23 protein-coding genes are annotated in these 24,758 nt (G+C 72.7%); 14 read left to right on the plus strand and 9 right to left on the minus strand.

The features are described from left to right. Nucleotides 1-189: 189 nt before the first annotated feature. The 4 genes from ACZ41I_RS12385 to allB form a co-directional block, all read right to left on the minus strand. Nucleotides 190-816, minus strand: a complete 627-nt coding sequence (locus ACZ41I_RS12385; protein ID WP_399773017.1) for a dihydrofolate reductase family protein — start codon at nt 814-816, stop codon at nt 190-192. 74 nt (nt 817-890) lie between these two features. Further along, nucleotides 891-1,709, minus strand: a complete 819-nt coding sequence (locus tag ACZ41I_RS12390) for an AIM24 family protein (RefSeq protein WP_363216582.1) — start codon at nt 1,707-1,709, stop codon at nt 891-893. Between the two features lie 126 nt (nt 1,710-1,835). Then, nucleotides 1,836-2,951 (minus strand): allantoicase, encoded by a 1,116-nt coding sequence (alc, locus tag ACZ41I_RS12395; protein WP_468322810.1) that lies wholly within the window; start codon nt 2,949-2,951, stop codon nt 1,836-1,838. 47 nt (nt 2,952-2,998) lie between these two features. Next, nucleotides 2,999-4,339 (minus strand): allantoinase AllB, encoded by a 1,341-nt coding sequence (allB, locus tag ACZ41I_RS12400; RefSeq protein ID WP_468514015.1) that lies wholly within the window; start codon nt 4,337-4,339, stop codon nt 2,999-3,001. Between the two features lie 272 nt (nt 4,340-4,611). Here allB and ACZ41I_RS12405 point away from each other — a divergent pair, with 272 nt between their 5' ends. Then, nucleotides 4,612-5,403 (plus strand): IclR family transcriptional regulator, encoded by a 792-nt coding sequence (locus ACZ41I_RS12405; protein ID WP_468514016.1) that lies wholly within the window; start codon nt 4,612-4,614, stop codon nt 5,401-5,403. A gap of 134 nt (nt 5,404-5,537) precedes the next feature. On the opposite strand, the gene ACZ41I_RS12410 is transcribed toward ACZ41I_RS12405, so the two are convergent. Continuing rightward, nucleotides 5,538-5,855 (minus strand): DUF5955 family protein, encoded by a 318-nt coding sequence (locus ACZ41I_RS12410; protein WP_363216586.1) that lies wholly within the window; start codon nt 5,853-5,855, stop codon nt 5,538-5,540. Nucleotides 5,856-5,985: 130 nt separating this feature from the next. Here ACZ41I_RS12410 and ACZ41I_RS12415 point away from each other — a divergent pair, with 130 nt between their 5' ends. Continuing rightward, nucleotides 5,986-6,588 (plus strand): nucleotidyltransferase family protein, encoded by a 603-nt coding sequence (locus ACZ41I_RS12415; RefSeq protein ID WP_399773005.1) that lies wholly within the window; start codon nt 5,986-5,988, stop codon nt 6,586-6,588. Nucleotides 6,589-6,772: 184 nt separating this feature from the next. Continuing rightward, on the plus strand, nt 6,773-8,398 hold the full coding sequence (gene aceB / locus ACZ41I_RS12420; RefSeq protein WP_363216588.1) for a malate synthase A: 1,626 nt from the start codon (nt 6,773-6,775) through the stop codon (nt 8,396-8,398). Nucleotides 8,399-8,460: 62 nt separating this feature from the next. On the opposite strand, the gene ACZ41I_RS12425 is transcribed toward aceB, so the two are convergent. Further along, entirely contained in the window at nt 8,461-9,375 is a 915-nt protein-coding gene (locus ACZ41I_RS12425; RefSeq protein ID WP_468514017.1) for a HipA family kinase, read from the minus strand. A gap of 365 nt (nt 9,376-9,740) precedes the next feature. Here ACZ41I_RS12425 and ACZ41I_RS12430 point away from each other — a divergent pair, with 365 nt between their 5' ends. Next, entirely contained in the window at nt 9,741-10,565 is an 825-nt protein-coding gene (locus ACZ41I_RS12430) for a CAP domain-containing protein (protein ID WP_468514018.1), read from the plus strand. A 12-nt stretch (nt 10,566-10,577) separates the two neighbouring features. On the opposite strand, the gene ACZ41I_RS12435 is transcribed toward ACZ41I_RS12430, so the two are convergent. Next, on the minus strand, nt 10,578-12,062 hold the full coding sequence (locus ACZ41I_RS12435) for an IucA/IucC family protein (protein WP_468514019.1): 1,485 nt from the start codon (nt 12,060-12,062) through the stop codon (nt 10,578-10,580). A gap of 116 nt (nt 12,063-12,178) precedes the next feature. On the opposite strand from ACZ41I_RS12435, the gene ACZ41I_RS12440 reads away from it, so the two are divergent. The 3 genes from ACZ41I_RS12440 to ACZ41I_RS12450 are packed head-to-tail and all read left to right on the plus strand — an operon-like array spanning nt 12,179 to nt 15,792. Further along, nucleotides 12,179-13,720 (plus strand): IucA/IucC family protein, encoded by a 1,542-nt coding sequence (locus tag ACZ41I_RS12440; RefSeq protein ID WP_468322985.1) that lies wholly within the window; start codon nt 12,179-12,181, stop codon nt 13,718-13,720. Nucleotides 13,721-13,729: 9 nt separating this feature from the next. Continuing rightward, nucleotides 13,730-14,992, plus strand: a complete 1,263-nt coding sequence (locus tag ACZ41I_RS12445; RefSeq protein WP_468322825.1) for a VWA domain-containing protein — start codon at nt 13,730-13,732, stop codon at nt 14,990-14,992. Further along, nucleotides 14,992-15,792, plus strand: a complete 801-nt coding sequence (locus tag ACZ41I_RS12450; RefSeq protein WP_468514020.1) for a hypothetical protein — start codon at nt 14,992-14,994, stop codon at nt 15,790-15,792. Before ACZ41I_RS12445 ends, ACZ41I_RS12450 begins: the two co-directional genes overlap by 1 nt. A gap of 76 nt (nt 15,793-15,868) precedes the next feature. On the opposite strand, the gene ACZ41I_RS12455 is transcribed toward ACZ41I_RS12450, so the two are convergent. Continuing rightward, nucleotides 15,869-16,495 (minus strand): winged helix-turn-helix transcriptional regulator, encoded by a 627-nt coding sequence (locus ACZ41I_RS12455; RefSeq protein WP_468514021.1) that lies wholly within the window; start codon nt 16,493-16,495, stop codon nt 15,869-15,871. Nucleotides 16,496-16,576: 81 nt separating this feature from the next. On the opposite strand from ACZ41I_RS12455, the gene ACZ41I_RS12460 reads away from it, so the two are divergent. The 6 genes from ACZ41I_RS12460 to ACZ41I_RS12485 all read left to right on the plus strand — a co-directional run bounded on the left by ACZ41I_RS12460 (nt 16,577) and on the right by ACZ41I_RS12485 (nt 22,844). Beyond that, nucleotides 16,577-17,785 (plus strand): pyridoxal phosphate-dependent aminotransferase, encoded by a 1,209-nt coding sequence (locus ACZ41I_RS12460; RefSeq protein ID WP_363216596.1) that lies wholly within the window; start codon nt 16,577-16,579, stop codon nt 17,783-17,785. Between the two features lie 136 nt (nt 17,786-17,921). Then, nucleotides 17,922-19,739 (plus strand): trypsin-like serine peptidase, encoded by a 1,818-nt coding sequence (locus ACZ41I_RS12465; protein ID WP_468514022.1) that lies wholly within the window; start codon nt 17,922-17,924, stop codon nt 19,737-19,739. A 73-nt stretch (nt 19,740-19,812) separates the two neighbouring features. Continuing rightward, the gene (locus ACZ41I_RS12470; RefSeq protein ID WP_363216598.1) at nt 19,813-20,973 is read left to right on the plus strand and encodes a serine hydrolase domain-containing protein; all 1,161 of its coding nucleotides are present in this window, start codon (nt 19,813-19,815) and stop codon (nt 20,971-20,973) included. 35 nt (nt 20,974-21,008) lie between these two features. After that, a complete protein-coding gene (locus ACZ41I_RS12475; RefSeq protein WP_363216599.1) occupies nt 21,009-21,608 on the plus strand; it encodes a histidine phosphatase family protein in 600 nt (199 codons plus the stop codon). Between the two features lie 137 nt (nt 21,609-21,745). Beyond that, complete coding sequence (locus ACZ41I_RS12480) at nt 21,746-22,369, plus strand: hypothetical protein (RefSeq protein WP_468514023.1); 624 nt, start codon at nt 21,746-21,748, stop codon at nt 22,367-22,369. A gap of 52 nt (nt 22,370-22,421) precedes the next feature. Beyond that, a complete protein-coding gene (locus ACZ41I_RS12485; protein WP_363216601.1) occupies nt 22,422-22,844 on the plus strand; it encodes an acyl-CoA thioesterase in 423 nt (140 codons plus the stop codon). Between the two features lie 133 nt (nt 22,845-22,977). Here ACZ41I_RS12485 and ACZ41I_RS12490 read toward each other — a convergent pair whose 3' ends face one another. Continuing rightward, nucleotides 22,978-23,832 (minus strand): NAD(P)H-binding protein, encoded by an 855-nt coding sequence (locus ACZ41I_RS12490; RefSeq protein WP_399772976.1) that lies wholly within the window; start codon nt 23,830-23,832, stop codon nt 22,978-22,980. A gap of 95 nt (nt 23,833-23,927) precedes the next feature. Here ACZ41I_RS12490 and ACZ41I_RS12495 point away from each other — a divergent pair, with 95 nt between their 5' ends. Next, on the plus strand, nt 23,928-24,725 hold the full coding sequence (locus tag ACZ41I_RS12495) for a helix-turn-helix domain-containing protein (RefSeq protein ID WP_399772974.1): 798 nt from the start codon (nt 23,928-23,930) through the stop codon (nt 24,723-24,725). Nucleotides 24,726-24,758 lie beyond the last annotated feature (33 nt).

Raw genomic sequence — 24,758 nt, forward strand, 5'->3', positions numbered from 1 at the left:
TCGGCAACGCGGCGAGCGTGCGTGCCGGACGCCGCCGGGCAGGCGGGTATCCGGCGACGGGGCGCGAGGGCGGCTCCCGGGGCGGCGATCGACGACATGGGTGCGGGTCTCCCGGTCTCCGGAGGGGGTGCGGAGACGTCGGCGGCTCACACGGGGCGCGATCACCGTACCGGCGGGGACGAGCTCGGCCTACGGGTTTTCCGGGAGCTCGTAGGAGCCGTACCGCGGCCTCCCGGCCGGGTCGTAGGACTGGATGGAGACACCGGCGGCGGTGACGCGTCCGGCGGTGTGCGTGAAGGCGGTCGGTACGGCGCCCTCGGCGAACAGGCGGAGGCCGGTGCCGAGCACCACCGGGAAGGTGACCAGGTGGAGGGTGTCGACGAGCCCGAGGTCGAGCAGGGAGCGGACCAGGGCGCCGCTGCCGTGCACCTGGAGCTCGCCGTCGGTGCGCTCCTTGAGGGCGGTGACCTCCTTGGCGAGGTCGCCGCCGATCACGGTGGTGCCGGACCAGCCGGGGTCGGTGAGGGTGGACGAGGGGACGTACTTCGGCAGGGCGTTCAGCCTGGCGGCGATCGGGTCGGCGGGATCGGTCACCTTCGGCCAGTACGACGCGAAGATCTCGTACGTACGGCGGCCGAGCAGGAACGCGCCCGCGCGCTCGAAGACCTCGGTGACGAACCGGCCGAAGTCGTCGTCGCCGTACGTGAAGCTCCAGCCGCCGTGCTCGAAGCCTCCCCGGGTGTCCTCCTGGGGGCCGCCGGGCGCCTGGTACACGCCGTCGAGGGTGATGAAGACGGTGGAGACGAGCTTGCCCATGGCGGGTGCCTTCTTTCCGGGTGCGGGGTCCGTGTCATCGGCTCAGACCCCGCACGCACCCGTAACTCATCGGTTCAGCCGGCGTTGGTGGAGAACAGGCCGCCCGTCGGGCCCTGCTTGTCGCCGCCCTGGGCCTTCTTCAGGGCGTTGGCGAGGGACTCGATGGTGAGGGACTGCAGGATCACCCGGCCGTTGCCCTCCAAGGTGGCCAGGGACAGGCCCTCGCCGCCGAACACGGCGTTCATGATCCCCTGGCGGTTGAGGCCGCCGACGCGCTGGACGCCGTACTGGATGCCCTCCTCGAAGGCGACCACACAGCCGGTGTCCACCTCGATACGGCCGCCGAAGTCCGCCGGGTTGAGGTCGATGAAGTTGCCCGCGCCGGCGATGATCACCGTGCCGTACCCGGTGAACTTCTCCAGGATGAAGCCCTCGCCGCCGCTCATGCCCGTGCGGCCGCCGGCGAAGGCGATGCCGAAGTCGACGGTGGACTCCGCGGCCACGAAGGCGTCCTTCTCGGCGAACCACGCGCGGGTGCCGTCGAGTTCCAGGGCCCGCATCTCGCCCGGGAGCACGCCGGCGAAGCCGACCGTGCCCTCGCCGCCCTGGGAGGTGAAGTACTGGAACGCCAGGGACTCGCCCGCGAGCATGCGCTGGCCCACCTGCATGGCGGTGCCCATGGCCTGGCGCAGCAGACCGCCCATGCCGCCGCCCCCGCCGCTCTGCCCCTGCTGCCCGCCGTTCCCGGATGGTCCGGACAGCCGCGTCTCCATGGTCACGTTCGTGGTCTTGAACAGGAACTTTCCGGCCTCGCAGTACACGGTCTGGCCGGGCTGCAGGTTGACGACCGCCATCTGCATGGCGTTGCCGACGATCTCTTGCTGAAGGGTCACGCGAGAAGAACGCGCAAGCCGGACCCATAAATTCCAGGGAGCCGCGAACTGGGTCCGTACGGGTGACACGCGGGGCGCTCCGGTGCTGTCCGGGCCGGGGCGCCCCGCGCGCGCAGGGGGGTGGGGTCAGCCGCCCAGTTCCTGGTGCCGGGCGGCGAGGCCCGTCGCGCCCTGTTCGGTCAGGGAACCGTACAGGCGCAGGCGGGAGATGCCGCCGTCGGGAAAGATGTCGATCCGCGCGTGCGTGCCGACGGCCGGCTCGGGGAGCACGAAGCGGTGGTTGGTGTCGGGCTGCAGGCGGGTGCGCGGAAGGATCTCCGCCCAGTCGCCGTTCTCGCCGTCCTTCACGGACACCGACGCCCAGCCGGCGCTGTTGCCCTTCAGGTATGCGGTGTCGATCTCGATCGCGCGGATCCGGGACTGGGCGGCCAGCCCGTAGCGGATCCAGTCGTTGCCCTGGTCACGGCGGCGGCGGGTTTCCCAGCCGTCGTCCATCTTGCGGGAGCGGCCGGGCTGGATGGTGTTGGTGGCCGGGGAGTAGAAGAGGTTGGAGGCGTCCTCGACCCGGCCGCCGTTCTCCAGGGCGACCACGTCGAAGGTGCCGAGGACCGCCAGCCACTCGGGGTCGGGGACGACCTCGCCGTACACGCGCAGCCGGGCGATGCCGCCGTCGGGGTGCTGGTTGACCCGGAGGTGCGTGAAGCGCTGCTCCACCGATACGGAGAAGCCATTCGCCGCGTGGCCGCCCACCGCCGTGCGCGGAACGATCGTCGTCCACTTCACGTCGTCGCCCAGCAGCTCCTCCGGAGACGGCGAGCCGGGTACGGAGGTGGCCTCGATCGAGACCGCCTGCGGGTAGTTGCCGCGGAAGTGGGCGGTGTCGACGACGATCCCGCGGATCACCCCGGGCGCGCCGAGGCGGACCAGCGCCCAGTCGTGGTCCTCGGCGGTCGGCCACGGGTGCTCGGCGGAGACTCCACGCCGGCGGCGGGTCTCCCAGCCGTCCATGATCTTGCCCTTGTGCCCGAAGTGCTCGGGGTCGAACTCGGCGGGCTCGGGCACCAGCAGGTTCTCCCGCTGGGCGAAGAACTCGTCGTTGGCGGCGATGACACCGGCGCCGAGCTGCCGGTCGGCGAGGTTGGCGTACTGGGTGAAGGGGAAATCGGCGGTGCGGTAGTCCGCGTACGGGTCGCCGCCTCCGTAGGGGTTCGCGTCGCCGGTGTAACTCGGTATCGCCGTCACGGTGATCAGGGGTTCCTTTCTGGGCGTCGGCCGGGTGCGGAGGTGGCTCACCGGGGGCGGCTGAGCAGCGTGCCCTTCGGCTCGCTGAACTCGCCGTCCGCGACGATGCGTTCGCCGCGCAGCCAGGTGGACTTCACGACGCCGTACAGGGTCTTGCCGGCGTACGCGGTGACCCGGTTGCGGTGCTGGAGACCGGCCGGGTCGACGGTGAAGGTCTCGTCCGGGGCGAGGACGGCGAAGTCGGCGTCGCGGCCGGGGGCGATCGCGCCCTTGGCGGCCTCCAGGCCGGCCAGGGCGGCCGTCCGCGTGGACATCCAGCGGACGACGTCCTCCAGGCCGTAACCCCGCCTACGGGCCTCGGTCCATACGGCGGACAGGCTGAGCTGGAGGCCGGAGATGCCGCCCCAGGCGGTGGCGAAGTCGTCGGTCTTCAGGTCCGCGGTGGAGGGCGAGTGGTCGGTGACGACACAGTCGACGGTGCCGTCGGCCAGCGCCTCCCAGAGCAGGTCCTGGTTGGCGGCCTCGCGGATGGGCGGGCAGCACTTGAACTCGCTGGCGCCGTCGGGGACTTCCTCGGCGGTCAGGGTGAGGTAGTGCGGGCAGGTCTCCACGGTGATCTGCACGCCCTCGGCGCGCGCGGCGCGGATCAGCGGCAGCGCGTCACTGGAGGACAGGTGCAGGACATGCACGCGCGCGTGGAGGCGGCGGGCCTGCGCGACGAGGTTCGCGATGGCCGTGTCCTCGGCGTCGCGCGGGCGGGAGGCGAGGAAGTCGGCGTACCTGGGGCCGCCGTGCTGCGGGGCGGCGGCGAGGTGGTGCGGGTCCTCGGCGTGCACGATCAGCAGGCCGCCGAAGCCGGCGATCTCCGCCAGGGACTGGGCCAGCTGGTCCTGGTCGAGGTGCGGGAACTCGTCCACGCCGGACGGGGACAGGAACGCCTTGAAGCCGAAGACACCGGCGTCGTGCAGCGGGCGCAGGTCCTTGACGTTGTCCGGCAGGGCGCCGCCCCAGAATCCGACGTCGATGTGCGCCTTGTCGGCGGCCACCTCCTGCTTGACCCGCAGGTTCTCGACGGTCGTGGTCGGCGGGAAGGAGTTGAGCGGCATGTCGATCAGCGTGGTGATGCCGCCGGCCGCCGCCGCGCGGGTGGCGGTCCAGAAGCCCTCCCACTCGGTGCGGCCGGGGTCGTTGACGTGCACGTGGGTGTCGACCAGGCCGGGCAGCAGGACGTGGTCGCCGAAGTCCTCCAGCCGCGCCCCGGCCGGGACCTGGGCGTCGTACGGCAGGACGGCCGTGATCTTCCCGGCGGACACGGTGACCGCGGCGGCCCGTGTCCCCTCCGGAGTGATGACGCGCGTCGAGCGCAGGACCAGTTCAGCGTCGGACACCCGAACCCCTCTCTGTATCGCCGTTTTACGCCCAGGAAACGGGATTTACACCCACGAAACGGATTTCAACGTTCTGTTGAAGGAGTCTTCACTCCCGCTCCCCCGCCGTCAAGGGGCACACTTCCGGGCAGCGCGCGGCCGCACACGCTCTGGACTTTTCCACAAAGCGGAATTAGAATTCCAGCAAGCAGAACGTAGCTATGTACGAGCAGGGAGTCAACCGGCCGCCGGGTAGGCTTCTGCCCTCCTGTCAGCCCCGAAAGGAACGCGCCGTGCCGACGTCCAGCGCCAGCACCAACGACTCCGCCAAGTCCTCCGCCGGCGGGGTCCAGTCCCTCGAGCGCGCCTTCGACCTGCTGGAGCGGATGGCGGACGCCGGCGGCGAGGTCGGCCTGAGCGAGCTGTCCGCGACCAGCGGGCTGCCGCTGCCGACCATCCACCGGCTGATGCGCACGCTGGTCGCCTGCGGATACGTCCGCCAGCAGCCGAACCGGCGGTACGCGCTCGGCCCGCGCCTGATCCGGCTCGGCGAGTCGGCCTCCCGGCTGCTCGGCACGTGGGCGCGGCCGTACCTCGCGCGACTGGTCGAGGAGACCGGCGAGACCGCGAACATGGCGCTGCTGGACGGCGACGAGATCGTGTACGTGGCGCAGGTGCCGTCGAAGCATTCGATGCGGATGTTCACGGAAGTGGGCCGACGGGTCCTTCCTCACTCGACCGGTGTCGGCAAGGCACTCCTCGCCGGTGTGCCGGACGACGAGGTGCGGGCGCTGCTGTCCCGTACGGGGATGCCCGCCGCGACGGAGAAGACCATCACCACGCCGGACGGGTTCCTGGCGGCGCTGGAGGACGTACGGCGGGCCGGTTACGCCGTCGACGACAACGAGCAGGAGATAGGGGTCCGGTGCCTGGCGGTGTCGGTGCCGGAGTCTCCGACGGCCGCGGCGATCTCCATCTCCGGGCCTGCCGGGCGGGTCACCGAGGAGGCGACCGGAAAGATCGTGCCGGTGCTGCAGCAAGTGGCCCGGGAACTCGCCCAGGCCCTCGCGAGTTCGGGCGCCTGAAGCACCTGAGGGGCGCAGGGGACTGCGCGACGTACCGCGAGGGGCCCGCAGCCGCCGAACGCGCGTCGCGGCTTGTCGCGCCCACGCGGCGGAGCCGCATGTCGACACAGCTCCGCGCCCCTGGGGAACCGCACTCAGCCCCGCTGTGTCGGCCCCCCGAACAGATCCACCGCCTGACGTACCTCCCCGAGCCCCCTGGCCAGGGCACTCACCGAGCCGATGGCGCCGGCGATCAGTAACAGGGAGCTGCGCAGGCGCGGAATCTCCGGCGCACCGCCGGAGGCCATCGCCGCCAGCGCCGCCAGTTCGTCCTCGGCTATGGCGCGGTCGGGGAACTCGGAGGGGAGCGCGGCGAGTTCACGGCGCAGCCGGGACACCGCGGTTCGCAGTTCCGCCACTCTCGGGTCCTCGCCGCTGCCGGTCACTGGCCTCTGCCCCAAGCTCCGCAACACAGCCCTCCCCCTCACACTCCGTCGTGCGCGGGCCAGTAAACGCCACCGCGTCCGGGAGCGCCACCGCGCGGACCGAAATTCAGCCCAAGGGAATCGGGCCGTCGTCCCTCGCGTCAGGTATGCAGGACGCATGACGGACAAGCATCGCGAGGAGGTCGCCGGGCTGCTGCTCGCCGCCGGCGGGGGCAGACGGCTCGGCGGGCGTCCCAAGGCGCTGCTGGAGCACCGGGGGCGCCCGCTGGTCGAGCACGCGGCCGGGGTGCTGCGCGCGGCCGGGTGCGCACGCGTGCACGTCGTCCTGGGCGCTCGCGCCGACGACGTACGGGCGCGTGCCGACCTGACCGGCTGTGTGCTCGTGGACAACCCCGACTGGGCCGGGGGCATGGGCTCCTCCCTGCGGGCGGGGCTGGCCTCACTCGCCGGTACGGGGGTGCACGCGGCCCTGGTGAGCCTCGTCGACCAGCCGGGCATCGGACCGGCGGCCATGGCGCGGGTACTCGGTGCGTACGAGGACGAGAAATCGCTGGTCTCGGCCGCTTACGACGGGACGCGCGGGCATCCGGTGCTGTTCGGCGCGGCCCACTGGCCGGGCATCGCGGCGACGGCCACCGGGGATCGCGGAGCCCGCGCCTACCTTCAGGAGCACGCCGGGCAGATCCGGCTCGTGGAGTGCGCGGACGTGGCCGAGCCGTACGACATCGACATCGAGGCCGACCTGCGCCACCTTGAGTGAAGGGGGTGGCACTGGGCGCCACCTTTCCTCGACTCAGAGAATCTCGACATCAACAAACCATTGAAGTTCCACAATGAGGAAACTACTATCCACTGCTCAGAAGCGCCTGACCGCACAGCGGGCGCTGTTTGCCCTATAAGTGCCACTAGGCACCCGGTGCCACCGCTGAAGGAAGTGACAGCTCATGTCCGCACCAGCGCCGTCCCCGCTGGCCATCGTCGACGCCGAGCCCCTGCCCCGGCAGGAAGAGGTCCTCACGGACGCGGCGCTCGCCTTCGTGGCGGAGCTGCACCGGCGGTTCACCCCGCGCCGTGACGAACTCCTCGCCCGCCGGGCCGAGCGCCGCGCCGAGATCGCCCGCACCTCCACGCTCGACTTCCTGCCCGAGACGGCCGCGATCCGCGCGGACGACTCCTGGCAGGTCGCCCCGGCCCCGCCCGCGCTGAACGACCGGCGCGTCGAGATCACCGGCCCCACCGACCGCAAGATGACCATCAACGCGCTCAACTCGGGCGCGAAGGTCTGGCTCGCCGACTTCGAGGACGCCTCCGCGCCCACCTGGGAGAACGTGGTCCTCGGCCAGATCAACCTGATCGACGCCTACACCAGGAACATCGACTTCACCGACCCGAAGTCCGGCAAGTCCTACGCCCTGCGCCCGAACGAGGAGCTGGCGACCGTCGTCATGCGCCCGCGCGGCTGGCACCTGAACGAGCGGCACCTCGTCGACGCCGACGGCCGCGCCGTCCCCGGCGCCTTCGTCGACTTCGGCCTCTACTTCTTCCACAACGCCCAGCGGCTGCTGGACCTCGGCAAGGGCCCGTACTTCTACCTGCCCAAGACCGAGTCGCACCTCGAAGCCCGGCTGTGGAACGACGTGTTCGTCTTCGCGCAGGACTACGTCGGCATCCCGCAGGGGACCGTCCGCGCCACCGTCCTGATCGAGACGATCACGGCCGCGTACGAGATGGAGGAGATCCTCTACGAACTCCGCGAGCACGCCGCCGGGTTGAACGCGGGCCGCTGGGACTACCTGTTCTCCATCGTCAAGAACTTCCGTGACGGCGGCGCCCGGTTCGTCCTGCCGGACCGCAACGCGGTCACGATGACCGCCCCGTTCATGCGGGCGTACACCGAACTGCTCGTCCGCACCTGCCACAAGCGCGGCGCGCACGCCATCGGCGGCATGGCGGCGTTCATCCCGTCCCGCCGGGACGCGGAGGTCAACAAGATCGCCTTCGAGAAGGTCCGCGCCGACAAGGACCGCGAGGCGAACGACGGCTTCGACGGCTCCTGGGTCGCCCACCCCGACCTGGTCCCGATCGCCATGGAGTCCTTCGACAAGGTCCTCGGCGACAAGCCGAACCAGAAGGACCGGCTGCGCGAGGACGTGCACGTCGAGGCGGCCGACCTGATCGCGATCGACTCGCTGGACGCGAAGCCGACGTACGCCGGTCTGGTCAACGCCGTCCAGGTCGGCATCCGGTACATCGAGGCCTGGCTGCGCGGGCTCGGCGCGGTCGCCATCTTCAACCTGATGGAGGACGCGGCCACCGCCGAGATCTCCCGCTCCCAGATCTGGCAGTGGATCAACGCGGGCGTCGAGTTCGAGAACGGCGACAAGGCCACGCCCGAACTGGCCCGGAAGGTCGCCGCCGAGGAACTGGACGCCATCCGCAAGGAGATCGGCGAGGAGGCCTTCGCGGCCGGCCACTGGCAGGAGGCGCACGACCTGCTGCTGACGGTCTCCCTGGACGAGGACTACGCCGACTTCCTGACCCTGCCGGCGTACGAGCAGCTCAAGGGCTGACACCCCGGCCGCACAGGCGCACCGAGCGGCTCCGGACGGCGTCCGGGGCCGCTCGCGCACCTTCAGCCCAGGTGCGCCGACCAGTCCTGTTCCGCCGCCGGCTTGCCGTGCAGGTCGGGGACGCGCTTGAGCCAGTCCGGGCGGCCCGCCTGCGTCTTCTCGGCGCGGGCGGCCTCCTCGGCCGCGAGCTCTGCACGGCTCGGGAAGTCCGTGGGCAGCCACTCCGGCGAGCGGCGGACCCGGGCGAGGAGGTAGTCGACGTAGGCGGCGCGGACGTCGTCGGGCGTGGCGAAGCCGGCGTCCTCGGCCAGCCAGGCGTCCGGGACCTCGGCGACGATGCCGCGCAGCAGCTCCTCGGTCACCCGTGGCGCGAGTTCGGCGTCCGCGGCGCGGACATCGGGGCCGTAGTGGCCGAGGGCGTGGTGGCGGAAGTCGTACCTCTTGCCCGGGGTCGTGGTGTCCCAGCGGTGGTGGAAGACGAGGGCGGCGCCGTGGTCGATGAGCCACAGGCGCGGCGGCGTGGTGCCGAGTGTCGGCCAGACCATGAGGTTGGAGCTGTGGACCGTGCGGTCCACGTTGACGGTCAGTGCGTCCAGCCAGACGATGCGGCCGGCCTCCAGCGGGTCCACGGGGAAGGACTGCGCGATCCGAGGGGTGAAGTCCCGGGCGCCCGGCAGGTAGTCCATGCCGAGGTTCACGCCCGCGCTCGCGCCGTGCAGCTCGCGCACCTCCTGGTGCGGTTCGCCGGCGGCGATGGCGGGGTCGAAGTGGACGAGGACCAGCTCGGGGAAGCGCAGTCCGAGCGCGCGGGCGAGTTCGCCGACGATCACCTCGGCGACCAGCGCCTTGTGTCCCTGTGCCGAGCCGGTGAACTTGACGACGTACGTGCCGTCGTCGTCGGCCTCGACGACTCCCGGGACGGAGCCGCCCGACCGCAGCGGGGTCACGTATCGAACAGCAGTCACGTCGCGCAGCACACCAGCCACCCTAAAGCAGGGCGGCCGGGTGACATCCCTCACACCGGCGTCGGCGACTAAGCAGGCCGGGTAGTAGATGCCACCCGTGGGACAAAGAGGACTTGTCCGTCTTGCCACAGATTCGTTGCCGCTCCCGAGCGAGCTCCCGCCACCCGCCCAATGGCTTCCCCTATTCCTCGCCGGGCGCACATGTCTGACGAGGCGACAGCAGTGAGCAAACGTCGCGGATGCGAAGTCGGCATCTCTCCGCCCGCCTGGCAAGACCCGCCCCATCCTACGAGGCGGGGTAGTAGAAGAGGCCTTTGCGCTCTCTGTGAGGCCGTCCTGAGAATGACCGCTCGGCGATCACCGAGTGAGGTTCACGCATGGGTAAGCACCGCAGGACGCAGCACTACCGGCGGATAGTCATCGCCGCCGTCACCATCGGCGCCGTCGGCGTACCGTCCGTCGCCCTGGCCTGTTCCACCTGGCCGTACGGCCCGGAGGACCCGTCCCAGGCCGCCGTGGCGACCGCGCCCCCGCAGCAGTGGCAGCACCCCCACCGGCATCACCACCATCACCACCGCAACGGGCACCACACCGGTACGCCGTCGGCCGCGGCGCCGCACACGCCCCGGGCCACCGCTCACCCGAGCGCCACGTCGAAGGCCGCCACCCCCAGGCCGGCGACGACCCCCGCTCCCCACTCCACCCCCGCCGCGTCCACGGCCCCGGCCGCGCCCAGCACCCCGAAGGCCACGCCGAGCACGCCGAAGGCCACGCCGAGCACGCCTAAGGCCACGCCGAGCACGCCCCAGGCCCCCGCCACGGCGTCCGGGGTCGTCGCGCGCATCGTGCAGCTCGTCAACGCCGAGCGCGCCAAGGCCGGTTGCCGGCCCCTGACGCTGAACACGGCGCTGACCAAGGCCGCGCAGGACCACAGCGCGGACATGGCGGCGCACCAGAACATGTCGCACACCGGGTCCGACGGGTCCGCCCCGGGCGACCGCATCACGGCCGCCGGCTACGACTGGAGCGCCTACGGCGAGAACGTCGCCTACGGTTACAGCACCGCGGACGAGGTCATGGCGGGCTGGATGTCCAGCCCCGGACACCGGGCCAACATCCTCAACTGCTCCTTCCAGCAGATCGGCGTCGGTCTCGCGCAGCCGGGCAGCTACTGGACCCAGGACTTCGGCACGGCCCGGTAGTCGGCAGGCAGGTCAACGCGCCGCCAGCGGGTTCGGCAGGGGCAGGTAGCGGGCGTCCGCGCCGTCCGCGCCGGTCCAGCGCAGCAGCAGGTTGGTCTTGCCGGGCAGGGTGGGCGCGGTGAGCAGGGCGGGGATCTCGGGCAGGCGGTGCCGGGCGAGTTCGCCGCGGGCGGCGGGCCAGGGGTCGAAGCCCGGGTGGTGTTCGGCGAGGGCTGCGGCGATCTCGGTGAGGTGGTTCACCACCAGGCAGTAGACCAGCCGTTCCCAGCCCGCGGCCCTGCTCACGTCCGGCAGCAGCTTGGCGCCCTCGGCGTCCCGGAACAGGGCCTGGACGGGCGTGCCGGCCGCGTCCACGGCGACGAGGGTGTTCTGGAGATGGGCCTCCAGGACGACTCCGTGCTCGTCGAAGGCCCTGAGGGCGGGCGGGACGACCTGCCACAGATAGGCCTCCCACCAGGCCGCCGGGTCGGCCGCACCGGCCAGCGGGCTGCCGTCGAAGCCCTCGGTGAGGCCGGCGGCGAGCAGCGGGGTGGCGCCCGGCAGCAGATGGCCGCGCAGACCGTCCCGGACGAGGACGGCCAGCTCCTCGAAGGCGAAGGCGACCGTGCGGTAGCCGCGGTCGCTCAGCCAGGCCGCGGGCGGGCCCAGCGCCGCGAAGGCCTGCCCGGCGGCCCGGTCGGTGCGGCGCATTCTGCGCAGGTCGTGGCGCCACAGCCGGCGGATGTCGTTGGTGATGCGGACGTCCAGGCTGAACTTCAGGAACACATCGCGCCGCGGCTCGTAGACCGTGCGGATCGCCGCCGTGGGCCAGGTGTCGAAGGCGGTGTCGCCGAGGCGGAGCAGGCGGCCGTCGGCGAAGGCCTCCGCCAGCTCCCGGCCGACCAGGTCCAGCTGCCAGGGATGGGCCGGCAGCAGCCGGTAGCCCGGCGGGGCCGTGCCGAGCGCGTCCAGGGCGCCGGTGTCGCCCTCCTCGGCCACCTGGTCCTCGCGCACCCCGAGCAGCACCAGCGGGAAACGGGCGTGCGCCTCGGGGGCGTAGGGCAGCCAGGACGCGACCGGGCCGCCGCCGCGCGCCTTCGGAGCGGGGTGGCAGGGGTGGCCGGTGATCAGGGACTGCTCGGAGAGCAGATACGGATCCGCGGGCGGCGTCGCCCGGGCGCGGGCCGTGAGCAGCGCGGCGACCGCGTCCCGGCTGTCGATCATCTCGGCGGGCAGGTCGCCGCCCGACAGCCCGGTGTGCCGGCGCAGTTCCTCGGCGACGAGTTTGACCAGTTCGGTGTGGACGACGCGGTGCCAGACCCCGGCCGAGCACACCTCGGGGTCGGTGGGGCGCCGGCCGGGGCGCACGCGCAGCAGCCGCCCGCTCGGCAGCCGGTGCACCCGTGGGTCAGCGGGGTCCGGCTCGGCCACCTCGCGCAGCAGGCAGTTCAGCACCGGAGCGGCCGCGTAGGCGTCGGCGCGGCGGCCGACGGCGTCGGTGGGGGGTGTCAGGTCCACGCGATCCGTTCGTTTCGTCGGGGGTCGTCGCGCTCAGTATGTCTGTCGTCCCCGACAATCGTCCTGCGTGCAGCGTGCGACCGTCCTGCGTGCAGCGTGCAACCGAGGAGCCGACCGTGCACCGTCCCGCCACCACCGAGGCCCGGGTCGCCGAGGAGCTGGCCGCCGTCCGGCCGGCGCTGCTGCCCCGCTACACGGCGGAGCTGCCGGGCGCCCGCGCCGCCGTGCTGACCCGGCTGTGGCGGGCGCTGGCCCACGAGCCGCTGCCATGGATCACCGGCCGGGTGCACGGTGCGCACGGCCTGGCGCTGCGGCTCGCCGACGGCCGGACGCTGTACGGGCCGCCCGCGGACCCGTACGCCACCAGCGCGTACGTCACCGGCGTCCGCCTGGACCGGGAGCGCCAGGTGGATCCGGCCGCGCTGATGACCGCCCTCGCGGTGCCGCACGGCGCGGCATTCGCCGCCGAACTGGCGGACAGTGTCGCCTCGTTGGCGCTGTCACGGGCCGGCGCGGATCACCCGAAGGAGTGGCCCGCGGGGGTCCCCACGACCGAAGGCTGGGGGAGGGACTGGGAGTGGGAGCAGCGGGTGACCGACGGGCATCCCTACCACCCGGGCTGCCGTTCCCGTCCCGGTTTCTCGGTGGCCGACCAGCTGGCGTACGGCCCGGAGCACCGGCCGGTGGTGGAGCTGGGGACGGTACCGGTGCCGGCGGCGGACTGCCTGGTGAACGGTGACTGGCCGGAGGAACTGCGCGACGGCGGACGGCTGCTGGTGCCCGTGCACCCCTGGCAGGCCGGCCACGTCCTGCAGCGGCCGTACGGCCCCTGGCGCCCGGGGCGTCCCCTGCTGTCCCTGCGCACCCTCGCACTCCCGGGCGGCACGCATGTGAAGACCGCGCTGAGCGCCCGGCTGACGTCCTCCGTGCGGGACATCTCCGCGTACTCGGTCCGGGCCGCCGCGCCGCTGACGGCCCTCGGCGAGGAGCTGGCGGCCCGCACCGACGGCCTGTTGCACCTCACCCGCACGCTGGGCGCGGTCTCGGCCGGATCCCCCGACCTGGCCGCGCTGCTGCGCGAGTCACCCGAGGTGTACACGGGCCCGGGGGAACGGGTCCTGCCGGTGGCCGCGCTCGCCACCACCTGCCTGCCGGACGCGCCCGCCTGGATGGCCGCGTTCACCCGCCTGACCCTGACCGTGGGGCTGCGCCTGCTCGACCTCGGCGTGGCCCTGGAGGCGCACGGCCAGAACCTGCTGGTGATCCTGGCGGCGGACGGCACCCCGCTGCGGCTGGTCTACCGCGACCTGGCCGACATCCGGATCAGCCCGGCCCGCCTGGCCCGGCACGGCATCGTCCCGCCCGCGCTCACCGGGCGCCTGGTCACCGACGACGAGACGGCCCTGCGCCGCAAGCTGTTCGGCTCCCTGGTGGCGGGCGCGCTGGCCGGTACGGCGGGCTCCGGCGCGGCGCTGGGAGCGGCCCTGTCCGCCGCCGTACCGGACCTCGCGGACACCCCCGACCTGCGCGCCCTGCGCGAAGGCCCGCTGCCGGCCAAGGCGTTGACCCTGATGCGCCTGTCCCCCGGGACCCCGGGCGACCAGTGGACGTCCCTGCCGAACCCGCTCGTTTTGGAGCCCGGCCCGTCCGCTCCATAAGATCCGGCGATGATCACAAGACAACGGCTGGCGGCGGGAGTCTGTGCTCTGCTCGCCGCCCTGGCGGCCGGGATCGCGTTGCCCGGCTCAGCCGTCGCCGACGAGACACAGGCGGCCGCCCCGAAGGTCGAACTCGTGCTGGACGTCAGCGGTTCGATGCGGGCGCGGGACATCGACGGCGGCTCCCGGATGGCCGCGGCGAAGCAGGCGTTCAACGAGGTGCTGGACGCGACGCCGCAGGAGGTACAGCTCGGCATACGCACCCTGGGCGCCAACTACCGCGGCAGCGACCGCAAGGAGGGCTGCAAGGACACCGCGCAGCTCTACCCGGTCGGCCCGCTGAACAGGACCGACGCCAAGACGGCGGTGGCCACGCTGCAGCCGACCGGCTGGACGCCGATCGGTCCCGCGCTGCTGAAGGCGGCGGACGATCTGAACGGCGGCGCGGGAAGCCGTCGTATCGTCCTGATCAGCGACGGCGAGGACACCTGCCAGCCGCTCGACCCCTGCGAGGTGGCGCGCGAGATAGCGGCCAAGGGCATCGGGCTGACCATCGACACCCTCGGTCTGGTGCCGGACGCCAAGACCCGCGACCAGCTCAGCTGTATCGCGGACGCGACCGGCGGCACCTACACCGACGTACGGCACAAGGAAGAACTGTCCGACCGGGTCGGGCAGTTGGTGGACCGGGCGGCCGATCCGGTGGTGACGCCGGTGGCCACCGAGGGTGCCGCGCAGTGCGAGAAGGCACCGACGCTGAAGTCGGGGCTGTACACGGACCGTGCGGAGTTCGGGCAGCAGCGCTGGTACAAGGTCGAGGTGGACCCCGGCAAGGAGCTGCGCGCCTCGGTGAGCGTGGCCGACGACCGGGCGGTGAACCCCGACTACGGGCTGCTGCTGCGGGCGGTGACCGTGCAGGGACGGGAGATCGTGCGCGGTGAGGCAGCGGGGACGGGCCGTACGGACGTGATCTCGACGGGTCTGCGCTACCCGAAGCAGGAGAGCGACGACGACAACGCGCCCGCGGAGACGGTGTGCCTGCAGGTCACCAACTCCTTCTCGGCCGCGGCCGGTGTCAAGACGACGCCGGGTCTGCCGCTGGAGCTGACCGTCGACGTCGTGGACGGACCGTCCGGCCATCACGACGTGGCCTCCTTCGGTCTCGGCCGCGGCTGGTGGCTGCTGGGTGCGCTGGTGCTGGCCGGCTTCCTGGCGGGTCTGCTGTGGGGCTGGCTGTCGCGCTGGCGGGTCGCGGTCTGGAGGACGAACTGATGCGGATCACACGTGTGATGGGTGCGGCGCTGCTCGCGCTGGGGCTCGCGGCCGGACCGGCCGCGGCCGACTCCTCCCCGTCTCCCGGCGCCTCCGCCGACGGCAAGGCGCCCACTCGGGCGGGCACCTCGTTCCGTACGGCGACGGAGATCCGGCAGGGGCAGCAGGCCACGGCGTCCGGTTCGACGGGTGACTACCTGTACTGGTCGTTCCCCGCGGACACCGGGCAGCGGCCCACCGTCAGCGCGAGCGTGAAGCTGCCTGCGGCGCACGGGGCGCAGACCTGGCAGATCGATGTGTACGACGGACTGCGGCGCCGTCAGGCCTGCCAGTACGGGGCGGCGACCCGTACGGCCGGGCAGGGGGCGTCCTCCGTCGCACTGGCCTGTGTGCTGCGGACGGTGCGCGGGTGGTCGGAGCCGTGGGGCAACGACCCGCTGCCGGGCACGTACTACATCCGGCTGACCGTCGTGGACCTCGGCTCCGCCGACCTCGGCAAGCCGGTGAGCGTCGACGTCCGTGCCGACTCCGAGGACATCGGCGGCGCGGCGGCGGTGGACGGCTCGCTGGGCAAGCCGCTGGTTCCCGGCATCGCCGTCAAGTCCGAGGCGGACGGGAAGGGTTCGAAGCCGGCGGTGCTGTCGAGCTTCGGCTCCGACGACGGCTGGTCCTCCGGCTGGTGGTCCGACCGGTGGGTGTGGACCGCGGTCGGGGGTGCGCTGGCGGCTCTCGCCGGGGTCGGCGGGTACGCACTGACCCGGGGGTCCGGGCGGCCGTCCCGGGTGCCGCCGAACGTGTGAGCCCTCGCATCGGAAGGCCCGCCTGCCGGCGGGCCTTCCGTCTGTTCGGCCACCGGCCCACCCCGTGCGGCTGGTTTCACGCCTCCCGCAACGCCTTGGCGAGGGTGCCGTCACCCGTCACCGTCACCCGGCCGTCCCGCACCGCGTCCGGCAGGCTCAACTCGCCACGGGCAACGGCCTCACAGGTCGCCGCGTCCAGCTCCAGCCGGGCGTCGGCCTCGCCGGGTGCGGAGCCGTCGCCGTACAGCGGGCCCTCCTCTGCGCCGAGGCGCAGATGGAACTCGCCTTCCGCCAGCCGTACTTCCACGGTCCCCTCCCCCTCCAGGGCCCGCAGCAGGGGCAGCGCGAACCAGTGGGCGCGGACCGCGTCGGTCGGCCGGCGCTCGCCCAGCTCGGTCTCGCCCCAGCTGCCCAGCGCCTGCAGCACGGGCAGCAACTCCCGGCCCCGCCGGGTGAGTTCGTAGACGTAGGCCGCTCCCGGCGGGGGCAGCCGGCGGCGGGTGGTGAGGCCGTCGCGCTCCATGTCCTTCAGCCGGGAGGCGAGCACGTCCGTGCTCACGCCGGGCAGGTCCGCGTGCAGGTCCGTGTAGCGACGGGGCCCGGCCAGCAGCTCCCGGACGATCAGCAGGGTCCAGCGGTCGCCGACGAGGTCGAGGGCGCGGGCTGCGGAGCAGTACTGGTCGTAGCTTCGGCGAGGTGACATGACCCGCAGTCTAGACATGTCATTGGACTTTCCAAGCTCCTACTTGGTAAAACCAAGCAACACGAGTTTCCGGAGGGGCGCATGGAGTTCCGGCAGTCGAACAAGCTCAGCGAGGTCTGTTACGAGATCCGCGGCCCGGTGATCGAACACGCCAACGCGCTGGAGGAGGCCGGGCACAGCGTCCTGCGCCTGAACACCGGCAACCCCGCGGCCTTCGGATTCGAGGCGCCCGAGGAGATCCTCCAGGACATGATCCGGATGCTGCCGCAGGCGCACGGCTACACCGATTCCCGCGGCATCCTCTCCGCCCGCCGGGCGGTCGCCCAGCGCTACCAGACCCTGGGCCTGGAGGTCGGCGTCGACGACGTGTTCCTCGGCAACGGCGTCTCCGAACTGGTCTCCATGGCCGTGACGGCGCTCGTCGAGGACGGCGACGAGATCCTCGTCCCCGCACCGGACTTCCCGCTCTGGACGGCCGCCACCACCCTGGCCGGCGGCAAGGCGGTCCACTACCTGTGCGACGAACAGGCCGACTGGAACCCGGACCTGGCCGACATGGCCTCGAAGATCACGGACCGGACGAAGGCCGTGGTCATCATCAACCCCAACAACCCGACGGGCGCGGTATATCCGAAGGAGGTCGTCGAGGGCATCCTGGACCTGGCCCGCCGGCACGGCCTGATGGTGTTCGCCGACGAGATCTACGATCAGATCCTCTACGACGACGCGGTCCACCACTCGGCCGCCGCCCTCGCCCCCGACCTGGTCGTGCTCACCTTCTGCGGCCTGTCGAAGACGTACCGGGTGGCGGGCTTCCGCTCCGGCTGGCTGGTCGTGACCGGTCCCCGGCAGCACGCGAAGGACTATCTGGAAGGCCTGACCATGCTGGCCTCCATGCGCCTGTGCGCCAACGCCCCCGCCCAGTACGCCATCCAGGCCGCGCTCGGCGGCCGCCAGTCCATCCGCGAACTGACGCTGCCCGGCGGCCGGCTGCACGAGCAGCGGAACGTGGCCTGGGAGAAACTCAACGAGATCCCCGGTGTGTCCTGCGTGAAGCCCAAGGGCGCCCTGTACGCGTTCCCGCGCATCGACCCCAAGGTGCACCCGATCCACGACGACGAGAAGTTCGTCCTCGACCTGCTGCTGCGCGAGAAGATCCAGGTGGTTCAGGGCACCGGCTTCAACTGGCCCTCCCCCGACCACTTCCGCATCCTCACCCTGCCGCACGCGGAGGACCTGGAGGCGGCGATCGGCAGGATCGGGCGGTTCCTCGGCGGGTACCGGCAGTAGCCCGTTTCGCGTATTCGCGCGCCTGTGCGAGGATCGCCCCGCACGAACCGGGGGGATCTTCGCGCCCGACCAGCGCCGCGCAGCCGTTCCCCCGGGCCGGTTTTGACAGACCCGCAGCAGACCAGGGGGAGCACCGTTGTCCTCGTCCAGAAGACCGTCCTCGTCGCGCATACGCCGGACGACCGTCGCCGTGGTGTGCGGCGCGGCCCTCGGGGGCGGGGTCGCGCCCGCGCAGGCCGGGTCCGCCGCGTCGCCGGCGCCTTCCACCGGGCAGGAGGCGCGGCAGGCCGCCCGCTTCTGGACCGCGCAGCGGATGGCGGACGCGGCGCCGCTGGACGGGGACCGGGCACGGCCGGACGGGCCCGGTCCGGGGGCCGCGGCGGCGGGCCGCCCGCAGGGCACTCTCTTCCAAGGGACCCGTGTCGTCGGGACGTTCTTCGGGTCCGACGGGCCGGGCGGCACGACCTGGCACTGCACGGGCAGTGTGATCGACACCGCGGCACGGAACATCGTGCTCACCGCCGCCCACTGCGCGCTGAGCATGAGGGGCGACTACGTCTTCGTCCCCCGGTTCGTGAAGGGCGCGAGCCCCGACCAGCAGCCGTACGGCATCTTCCACATCCAGCGGGTCTTCACCGACCCCCGGTACGTGCCCGACAAGGGGTCGACGACCACCAAGAAGCCCGCGTCGGACCTGGACACCGCGTTCGCCAGGGTGTCGGCCAACCAGCGCGGCCAGAGCCTGCAGGACGCGGTCGGCGGCGGACTGACCTTCACCCGCGCGAACGGCTACACCCACACGAACGTGACCGTCGTCGGCTACCCCTCCTACGGGCACAACAGCGCCGGGCGCGCCGTCAAGTGCACCGTGCCGACGAAGCAACTGCCCGGCTACCGGCAGATGTCGATGACCTGCGGCGGCTACTACGGCGGCGTGTCCGGCAGCCCGTGGATCACCGACTACCGGGACGACGCGGGCACCGGCCACGTCATCGGCAACCTCGGCGGCTACAACGGCGGCGGCAACGACGCGAACGTCGACTACATCAGCTACGCCCCGGCATTCGGCGCCGACGCGGCCAACCTGCTCGCCCGAGCGGTCGCCAACCAGGACCCGCCCGCCGGTCTGCCCGCGTACCAGGGGCTCCAGCTGCCGGGCGGTGCCGCCCGCTGGCAGAAGGCCGCGCTGATGGCCTCCGCGGACTACACCGGCGACCACCTCGGCGACCTGCTCGTCGTCTGGTCCGACGGCGGGGTCACGCTGTACCCCGGGGACGGCAACGGCGCCTTCGGGGCCGAGAAGCGACTGCTGAAGGCCAACTCCACCTGGACGCACGCCCGGAACATCACCGCCGGTGCCTTCACCGGCGGACGGCCGGGCCTGCTGGTGCGCTGGTCGGACGGAGAGGCCACCCTGTACCCGGATCTCAGCCCTTCCGGAGTGGGCCGCGAGGTGCAGATGGCGAAGCCCAACTCCGTCTGGAAGAACGTCGTACAGCTCACTGCCGGGCAGTTCCACGGGGCCGAGGGCGCGACCGATGTGCTGGCGCGCCGCTCCGACGGCAGTCTGGTCCTCTACACCGCGGTCCGCGCCGGGTCCTTCGGCACGGGCAAGCAGCTCCTCGGGGCGAACGGCACCTGGACCAAGTCCGCGCTGCTCAGCGGCGGCGCCTTGCGGGGCACGGTCGGCGCGGACCTGCTCGTGCGCTGGTCCGACGGCTCGCTCGACAGCTACACCGGTGTCTCGGCCGGCGGGCTCGGCACCCGGTCCCGGCTGCGCGGCCCGAACGGCACCTGGCCGCACGCCCAGGTCATGACCACCGGCGACCTCACCTCCGACCACACGGGCAACGACCTGGTCGTGCGCTGGTCCGACGGCGAGACCACGCTGTACGCGAACAGCGGCGCCAAGGCCCTGGGCACCGAGAACACACTGGTCCCGCCGGGCACCTGAGCCACGGGAATGCCCGGCGCCCGCTGCCCGTTGACGATCCTTGTCGGCGATCAGCGAACAGGGGGAACGACGTATGGCGATCGACGTGCACGGCACGGTGGCGGACGGATTCGAGGGCGTACGCGAGGAGTTCGCGGCGGTGCTCGCCGGGGAACGGGACGATCCGGGCGCACAGCTCGTGGTGTACCGGCACGGGCGGCGCGTGGTGGACCTGTGGGGCGGCGACGGCATCGACGGGGACTCGCTGACGACCCTGTACTCCATCGCCAAGGGAGCCGCGCACCTCGTCGTCGCGCTCCTGGTGCAGGACGGGGTGCTCGACCTCGACCGGGAAGTCGCCGCGTACTGGCCGGAGTTCGGCGTGCACGGCAAGGACCGGCTGACCCTGGGCGAGCTGCTGGAGCACCGGGCCGGACTCGTCGGCGACGCGGAACAGGCCTTCACCGTGGAGGAGTTGGCCGACGACCGGATCGTCGCGGCCCGCCTGGCGGCGCGCACACCGTTGTGGGAGCCGGGCAGCGCCTGGGGCTATCACGCCTTCGTCATCGGCGCCCTCACCGGTGAGGTGGTGCGCCGGGTGACCGGCCGGTCGATCCAGGAGCTGTACGAGGAGCGGATCCGGGCGCCGTACGGACTCGACTACTACCTGGGGCTGCCCGCGGCGGCCGAGAAGCGCTGGGTGGACGTGCAGCCGCTGGTGCCGACGCCGGAGGAGGCCGCGCTGCTGAAGGAGCGGGCGGCGGCTGCGGACAGCATCCGGGGCATCGCCTTCAACGCGCACGGGCCGGCGCCGACCGACCTCGTGGCCTTCGGCAACCACCCCCGGGTGAAGGCGCTCGGGCCGACGTCCTCGGGCGGCGTGGGCAACGCGCGCGGGGTCGCCGGGATGTACGCGGCCGCCATCAGCACCGTGGACGGCAGGCCGCCGCTGCTCACGCCCGCGACGGCGGCCCTGTTCGGCGAGCTGCGCACCCCGGGCGGCCCTGACCTGGTCGTGGGCAGCGAGGACCACTTCGCGCGCGGCTTCGAGCACACCCCCGCGCTGTACCCGGTCCTGGACGCCGGCACCTTCGGGCACAGCGGTGCGACCGGCTCGCTGGGCTTCGCCGACCCGGCGAACGGCATCGCCTACGCCTACACCCGGCGCCGGTTCGCCTTCCCCTCAGGGGTGGGCGCCGCCCCGGAGAACGGCCGTCTGGCCGAGTCGGTCCTGCGGTCGGCCGCCTCCCTGTGACACGGTGCTCACAGGCGAGCGGGAAGGGCGCTGACGTGGGTGACCTCTTTCTCGTCCGGCACGGTGAGACCGAGTGGTCGCGGTCCGGACGGCACACCGGCTGGACCGACGTGCCCCTCACCGAGCACGGGCGGCAGGAGGCGCGCGGGCTGGTGCCGCTGATCCGCTCGCACCGGATCGGGGCGGCGTTCGTCAGCCCCCTGCAGCGGGCCCGGGAGACCGCCGAGCTCATCGGGATCCCGGACGCCCAGGTCGACGCCGACCTGCGCGAGTGGGACTACGGCGGCTACGAGGGCGTGACCACCGTGGAGATCCAGCGGAGCCGGCCGGGCTGGTTCCTCTTCACGGACGGGGTCGCGCCGGGGCCGCCGGAGCATCCCGGCGAGACCCCGGAGCAGGTCGGCGAGCGCGCCGACCGGGTGCTGGCCAAGGCCGACGCCGCCCTCGCCGGCACCGACGGCGCCGTCGTCCTGATCGCCCACGGCCACTTCCTGCGCGTGCTGACCGCCCGCCGCCTCGGCCTTTCGCCCCGGCACGGGGCCCTGTTCCAGCTCGCAACGGGAACCCTGTGCCGCCTGGGCACGGAGCACGGGCGGCCGGTGGTGGCGGGGTGGAACATCCGGCCGCAGGAGTAGGCGCCGGATTCGGGCGCCCGGACACAGGCGCCGGCCGCAGGCGCCGGCCGCGTTGTCGGTCCCGGGCCGTACTCTGCGAAGCGGGCCGTGTGACGGGCGCGGTCCCGGACCGGGGACAGGACCGGAGGGAGTGCGCTGTGAGCCGACCGCCGACCGCCGCGCAGCGGCGTCTGATCGAGGCCGCCGATCCGGTGACCGGACGGCTGCACGGTACGGAGGCGCAACTGACGGCGCTGGTGCAGCGGGGGCTGGCCTTCCGGCATCCCCGGCCGCCGCACGAGCACTTCCTGACCCCGGCGGGACACCGCATACGGGAGGCGGTGCCCAAGACGCAGACGGCACAACCCGCGGCGGGCACCGGGGCGTTCGCGGCGCGGGCCGGCGGTGCGGAAGAGCCGCCCGCGGACGGTCCGGCGCGGCTGCGTGAGGTGCACGGCGCCTGGCAGGGGCTGCTGGAGCTGCGCCGGATGACCAACCCCGACGGCGCGGTGGACCGGCCGTGCGGCTGGGAGCGCACGCACCTGGTGCGGGCGGCGGCGCTGGCCCTGGAGGCGGCCGGGCACCGTCCGGCGAGCAGCAGCACGGACGGCTACCGGGTGCGTGCGACCCCGCAGCCGGAAGCGGTCGCCGTGTACGCGCCGGACGCACAGAGCCTGGCGGCCTGCGCGACCACGCTGGAGCGCGCGGGCTGGCAGCCCGGCGAGTACACCGAACCGCGGACGCGCGTGCGCTATCTGCTCGCCTCGCCGCGCCGGGTGTGAACGGCGTGCCAAGATCGACCGACCGGAGATTCGAACACGAGAAGGGCAAGCAGTGGCCGAACCGTTTTCCGTCCGGGTGACCGTCCGCGGCTACGAGACGGACACCCAGGGACACCTGAACCAGTCCGTGTATCTCAACTACGCGGAGCACGCCCGCTGGTCGCTGCTCCAGGCGGCCGGCATCAGCCAGGCCCGGCTGGTGGGCCGGGGTGTCGGTCCGGTGGCGCTGGAGACGACCATCCGTTTCCGGCGCGAACTGCTCGCCGGTGACGAGGTCGATGTGACCTGTGAGTTCGAGTGGAGCGGCGGCAAGACCTTCCGGATCGTGCAGGAGATACGCAGGACCGACGGCACCCTCGCGGCCGAGGTCAGCGGGGTCGGCGGTCTGCTGGATCTCCAGGAGCGCAAGCTGGTCGCCGACCCGCGCGAGGTGTTCGAGGAGCTGACGACGGACCTCGCCCTGTTCGGCCTGTAGTCCCCGCGTCCCCACACCCGTCGAACAGCTCCGGCCGGTCAGCAGCTGGAGGGTGCGTTCACCTGGCGATCGGGGGCGGGAGCGGCGCTGTGACCGAGCCCCGCCTTCGGCTCCCGCCCTCCCGCCGGGCGGTTCAGCCCGCGCCGAAGGCCTCCTTGTGGTCCTCGGCCCACTCCCGGAAGGTCCGGGCCGGCCGGCCCAGCACCTCGGGCACGTCCTCGGTGACCGTCGCGTTGCCGCCGGCACGGACGTACCCGACGCCGGTCAGGATGGCGTCCGCCCGGACCTCGTCGAAGCCCCAGACGGTGCGCAGGAAGTCGCGGGTCTCGTCGGGCGACAGGTTCCGGACCGGGACCGGGCGGCCCAGGATCTGGGCGAGCACGACGGTCTGGCCGGGGACGCTGACGGCCTCGGGCCCGGTCAGGGTGTACGTGCGCCCCGCGTGCCCGGAGTCGACCAGGGCTGCCACCGCGACCTCGGCCACATCACGGGGATCGACGACACCCGACGCCCCCTCCCCGGTCATGTTGGGCACCGGCCCGCCCGCCCGGAGCGGCTCCGCCCAGCTCAGCGTGTTGGAGGCGAACGACGACGGCCGCAGCACCGTCCACTCGGCGCCGCTGTCGCGGACGGCACGCTCGCCGTCCAGGTGCCAGAGCCCGGAGGGGCCGACCGCGGGATCGCCGGTGCCGATGGCGGAGAGCTTCACCAGCCGTCGTACGCCCGCCGCACCGGCCGCCGCGACCAGCGCGGCGTCCTGGCCCTCGTCGGGGCCGGGCGGACGCAGCAGGAAGGCGGCCGTCACACCCTCCAGCGCCGCCTGCAAGGAGGCCGGTTCGCGAAGGTCCCCGCGCACCACCTCCACCCCGGAGGGCACCCGTGCCTTCGCCGGGTCGCGGGTGAGGGCGCGGACCTTCTCCCCGCGCGCTGCCAGCTGTCGTACGACGTCACTGCCGATGGTGCCCGTGGCACCCGTCACCAGAATCATGGGTCCACGGTGGGCCGGCCGAGGGGCCCGGCTCTTGGAAATTCCGGCACGGCCGGGCCGCCCGTCCCACGGCGCCGGGCGCTTACGGTGGAAGGGTGCCGAACACCACCGCCTGGCAGTCCCCCAGGACGCCCGAAGTACTGCGCCCGTGGCTCGCCGCTGTGCGGACCGTGTCCTTCGCCGAGCAGCCCGAGGAGGCGTTCGTCCATCTGCCCGACGCGGTGACCAAGGTGGTGCTGCGGGTGACGGCGGACGGACAGCGTGACGTGCTGGCCGTCGGACCGCGGGTGCGGGCCTCCTACCACGAGGGCAAGGCCGGCATTTCCTGTATGGAGTTGCACCTGGCTCCGGGTACGGCCCGGCCCCTGCTGGGTGTTCCGGCGGCCGCGCTGGTCGGCCGGGTGGTGTCGCTGGACGAGCTGCCGGGCGGGGCGGCGCGCCGGCTCGCGCGCGCGATGCGCCGGCTGCATCCTCGGGAGGCGCTGCCAGGGCTCGCCGAGGTGCTGCCCGGGCTGCTGCCGGACGCCGCGGTCGCGGACCGGACGGCACTGCTGCGGGCGGGCGTGGCGGCGTTGTCGGTACGGCTGGACCGAGTGCCCGCGCAGGTCCGGGACGTCGCCCGGGAACTGGCCGTCAGTGAGCGTCAGTTGCGCAACCTGTTCGCCGACGGCGTCGGAGTCTCCCCCAAGCACTACGCCCGTATCGACCGCGTCCGTACGGTCGTCACCCGGGCCGGGAGCGCCCGCTGGTCCGAGCTCGCCGCCGCTACGGGCTACTTCGACCAGTCGCACATGACGTCCGACTTCCGAGCCCTGATGGGGGTGCCGCCCAGGTCGTACCTCACCGGCCGGCTGCCTGCGGTCACGCCCTGCCGGGTGGGCCCGCGCACCTGAACGCGGATGCGCGGCCGTGGCCGCTACAGCGGT

This window comes from Streptomyces sp. NPDC030799 (assembly GCF_055572255.1).

What these genes read in the sequence shown, in the direction of transcription:
- ACZ41I_RS12445 (WP_468322825.1), top strand. Translation starts at nt 13,730, where the DNA reads ATGATCACAAGACAACGGCTGGCGGCGGGAGTCTGTGCTCTGCTCGCC.
- ACZ41I_RS12470 (WP_363216598.1), top strand. Translation starts at nt 19,813, where the DNA reads ATGGCGATCGACGTGCACGGCACGGTGGCGGACGGATTCGAGGGCGTA.
- ACZ41I_RS12415 (WP_399773005.1), top strand. Translation starts at nt 5,986, where the DNA reads ATGACGGACAAGCATCGCGAGGAGGTCGCCGGGCTGCTGCTCGCCGCC.
- ACZ41I_RS12455 (WP_468514021.1), bottom strand. Translation starts at nt 16,495, where the DNA reads ATGTCACCTCGCCGAAGCTACGACCAGTACTGCTCCGCAGCCCGCGCC.
- ACZ41I_RS12460 (WP_363216596.1), top strand. Translation starts at nt 16,577, where the DNA reads ATGGAGTTCCGGCAGTCGAACAAGCTCAGCGAGGTCTGTTACGAGATC.
- ACZ41I_RS12450 (WP_468514020.1), top strand. Translation starts at nt 14,992, where the DNA reads ATGCGGATCACACGTGTGATGGGTGCGGCGCTGCTCGCGCTGGGGCTC.
- ACZ41I_RS12430 (WP_468514018.1), top strand. Translation starts at nt 9,741, where the DNA reads ATGGGTAAGCACCGCAGGACGCAGCACTACCGGCGGATAGTCATCGCC.
- aceB (WP_363216588.1), top strand. Translation starts at nt 6,773, where the DNA reads ATGTCCGCACCAGCGCCGTCCCCGCTGGCCATCGTCGACGCCGAGCCC.
- ACZ41I_RS12490 (WP_399772976.1), bottom strand. Translation starts at nt 23,832, where the DNA reads ATGATTCTGGTGACGGGTGCCACGGGCACCATCGGCAGTGACGTCGTA.
- ACZ41I_RS12385 (WP_399773017.1), bottom strand. Translation starts at nt 816, where the DNA reads ATGGGCAAGCTCGTCTCCACCGTCTTCATCACCCTCGACGGCGTGTAC.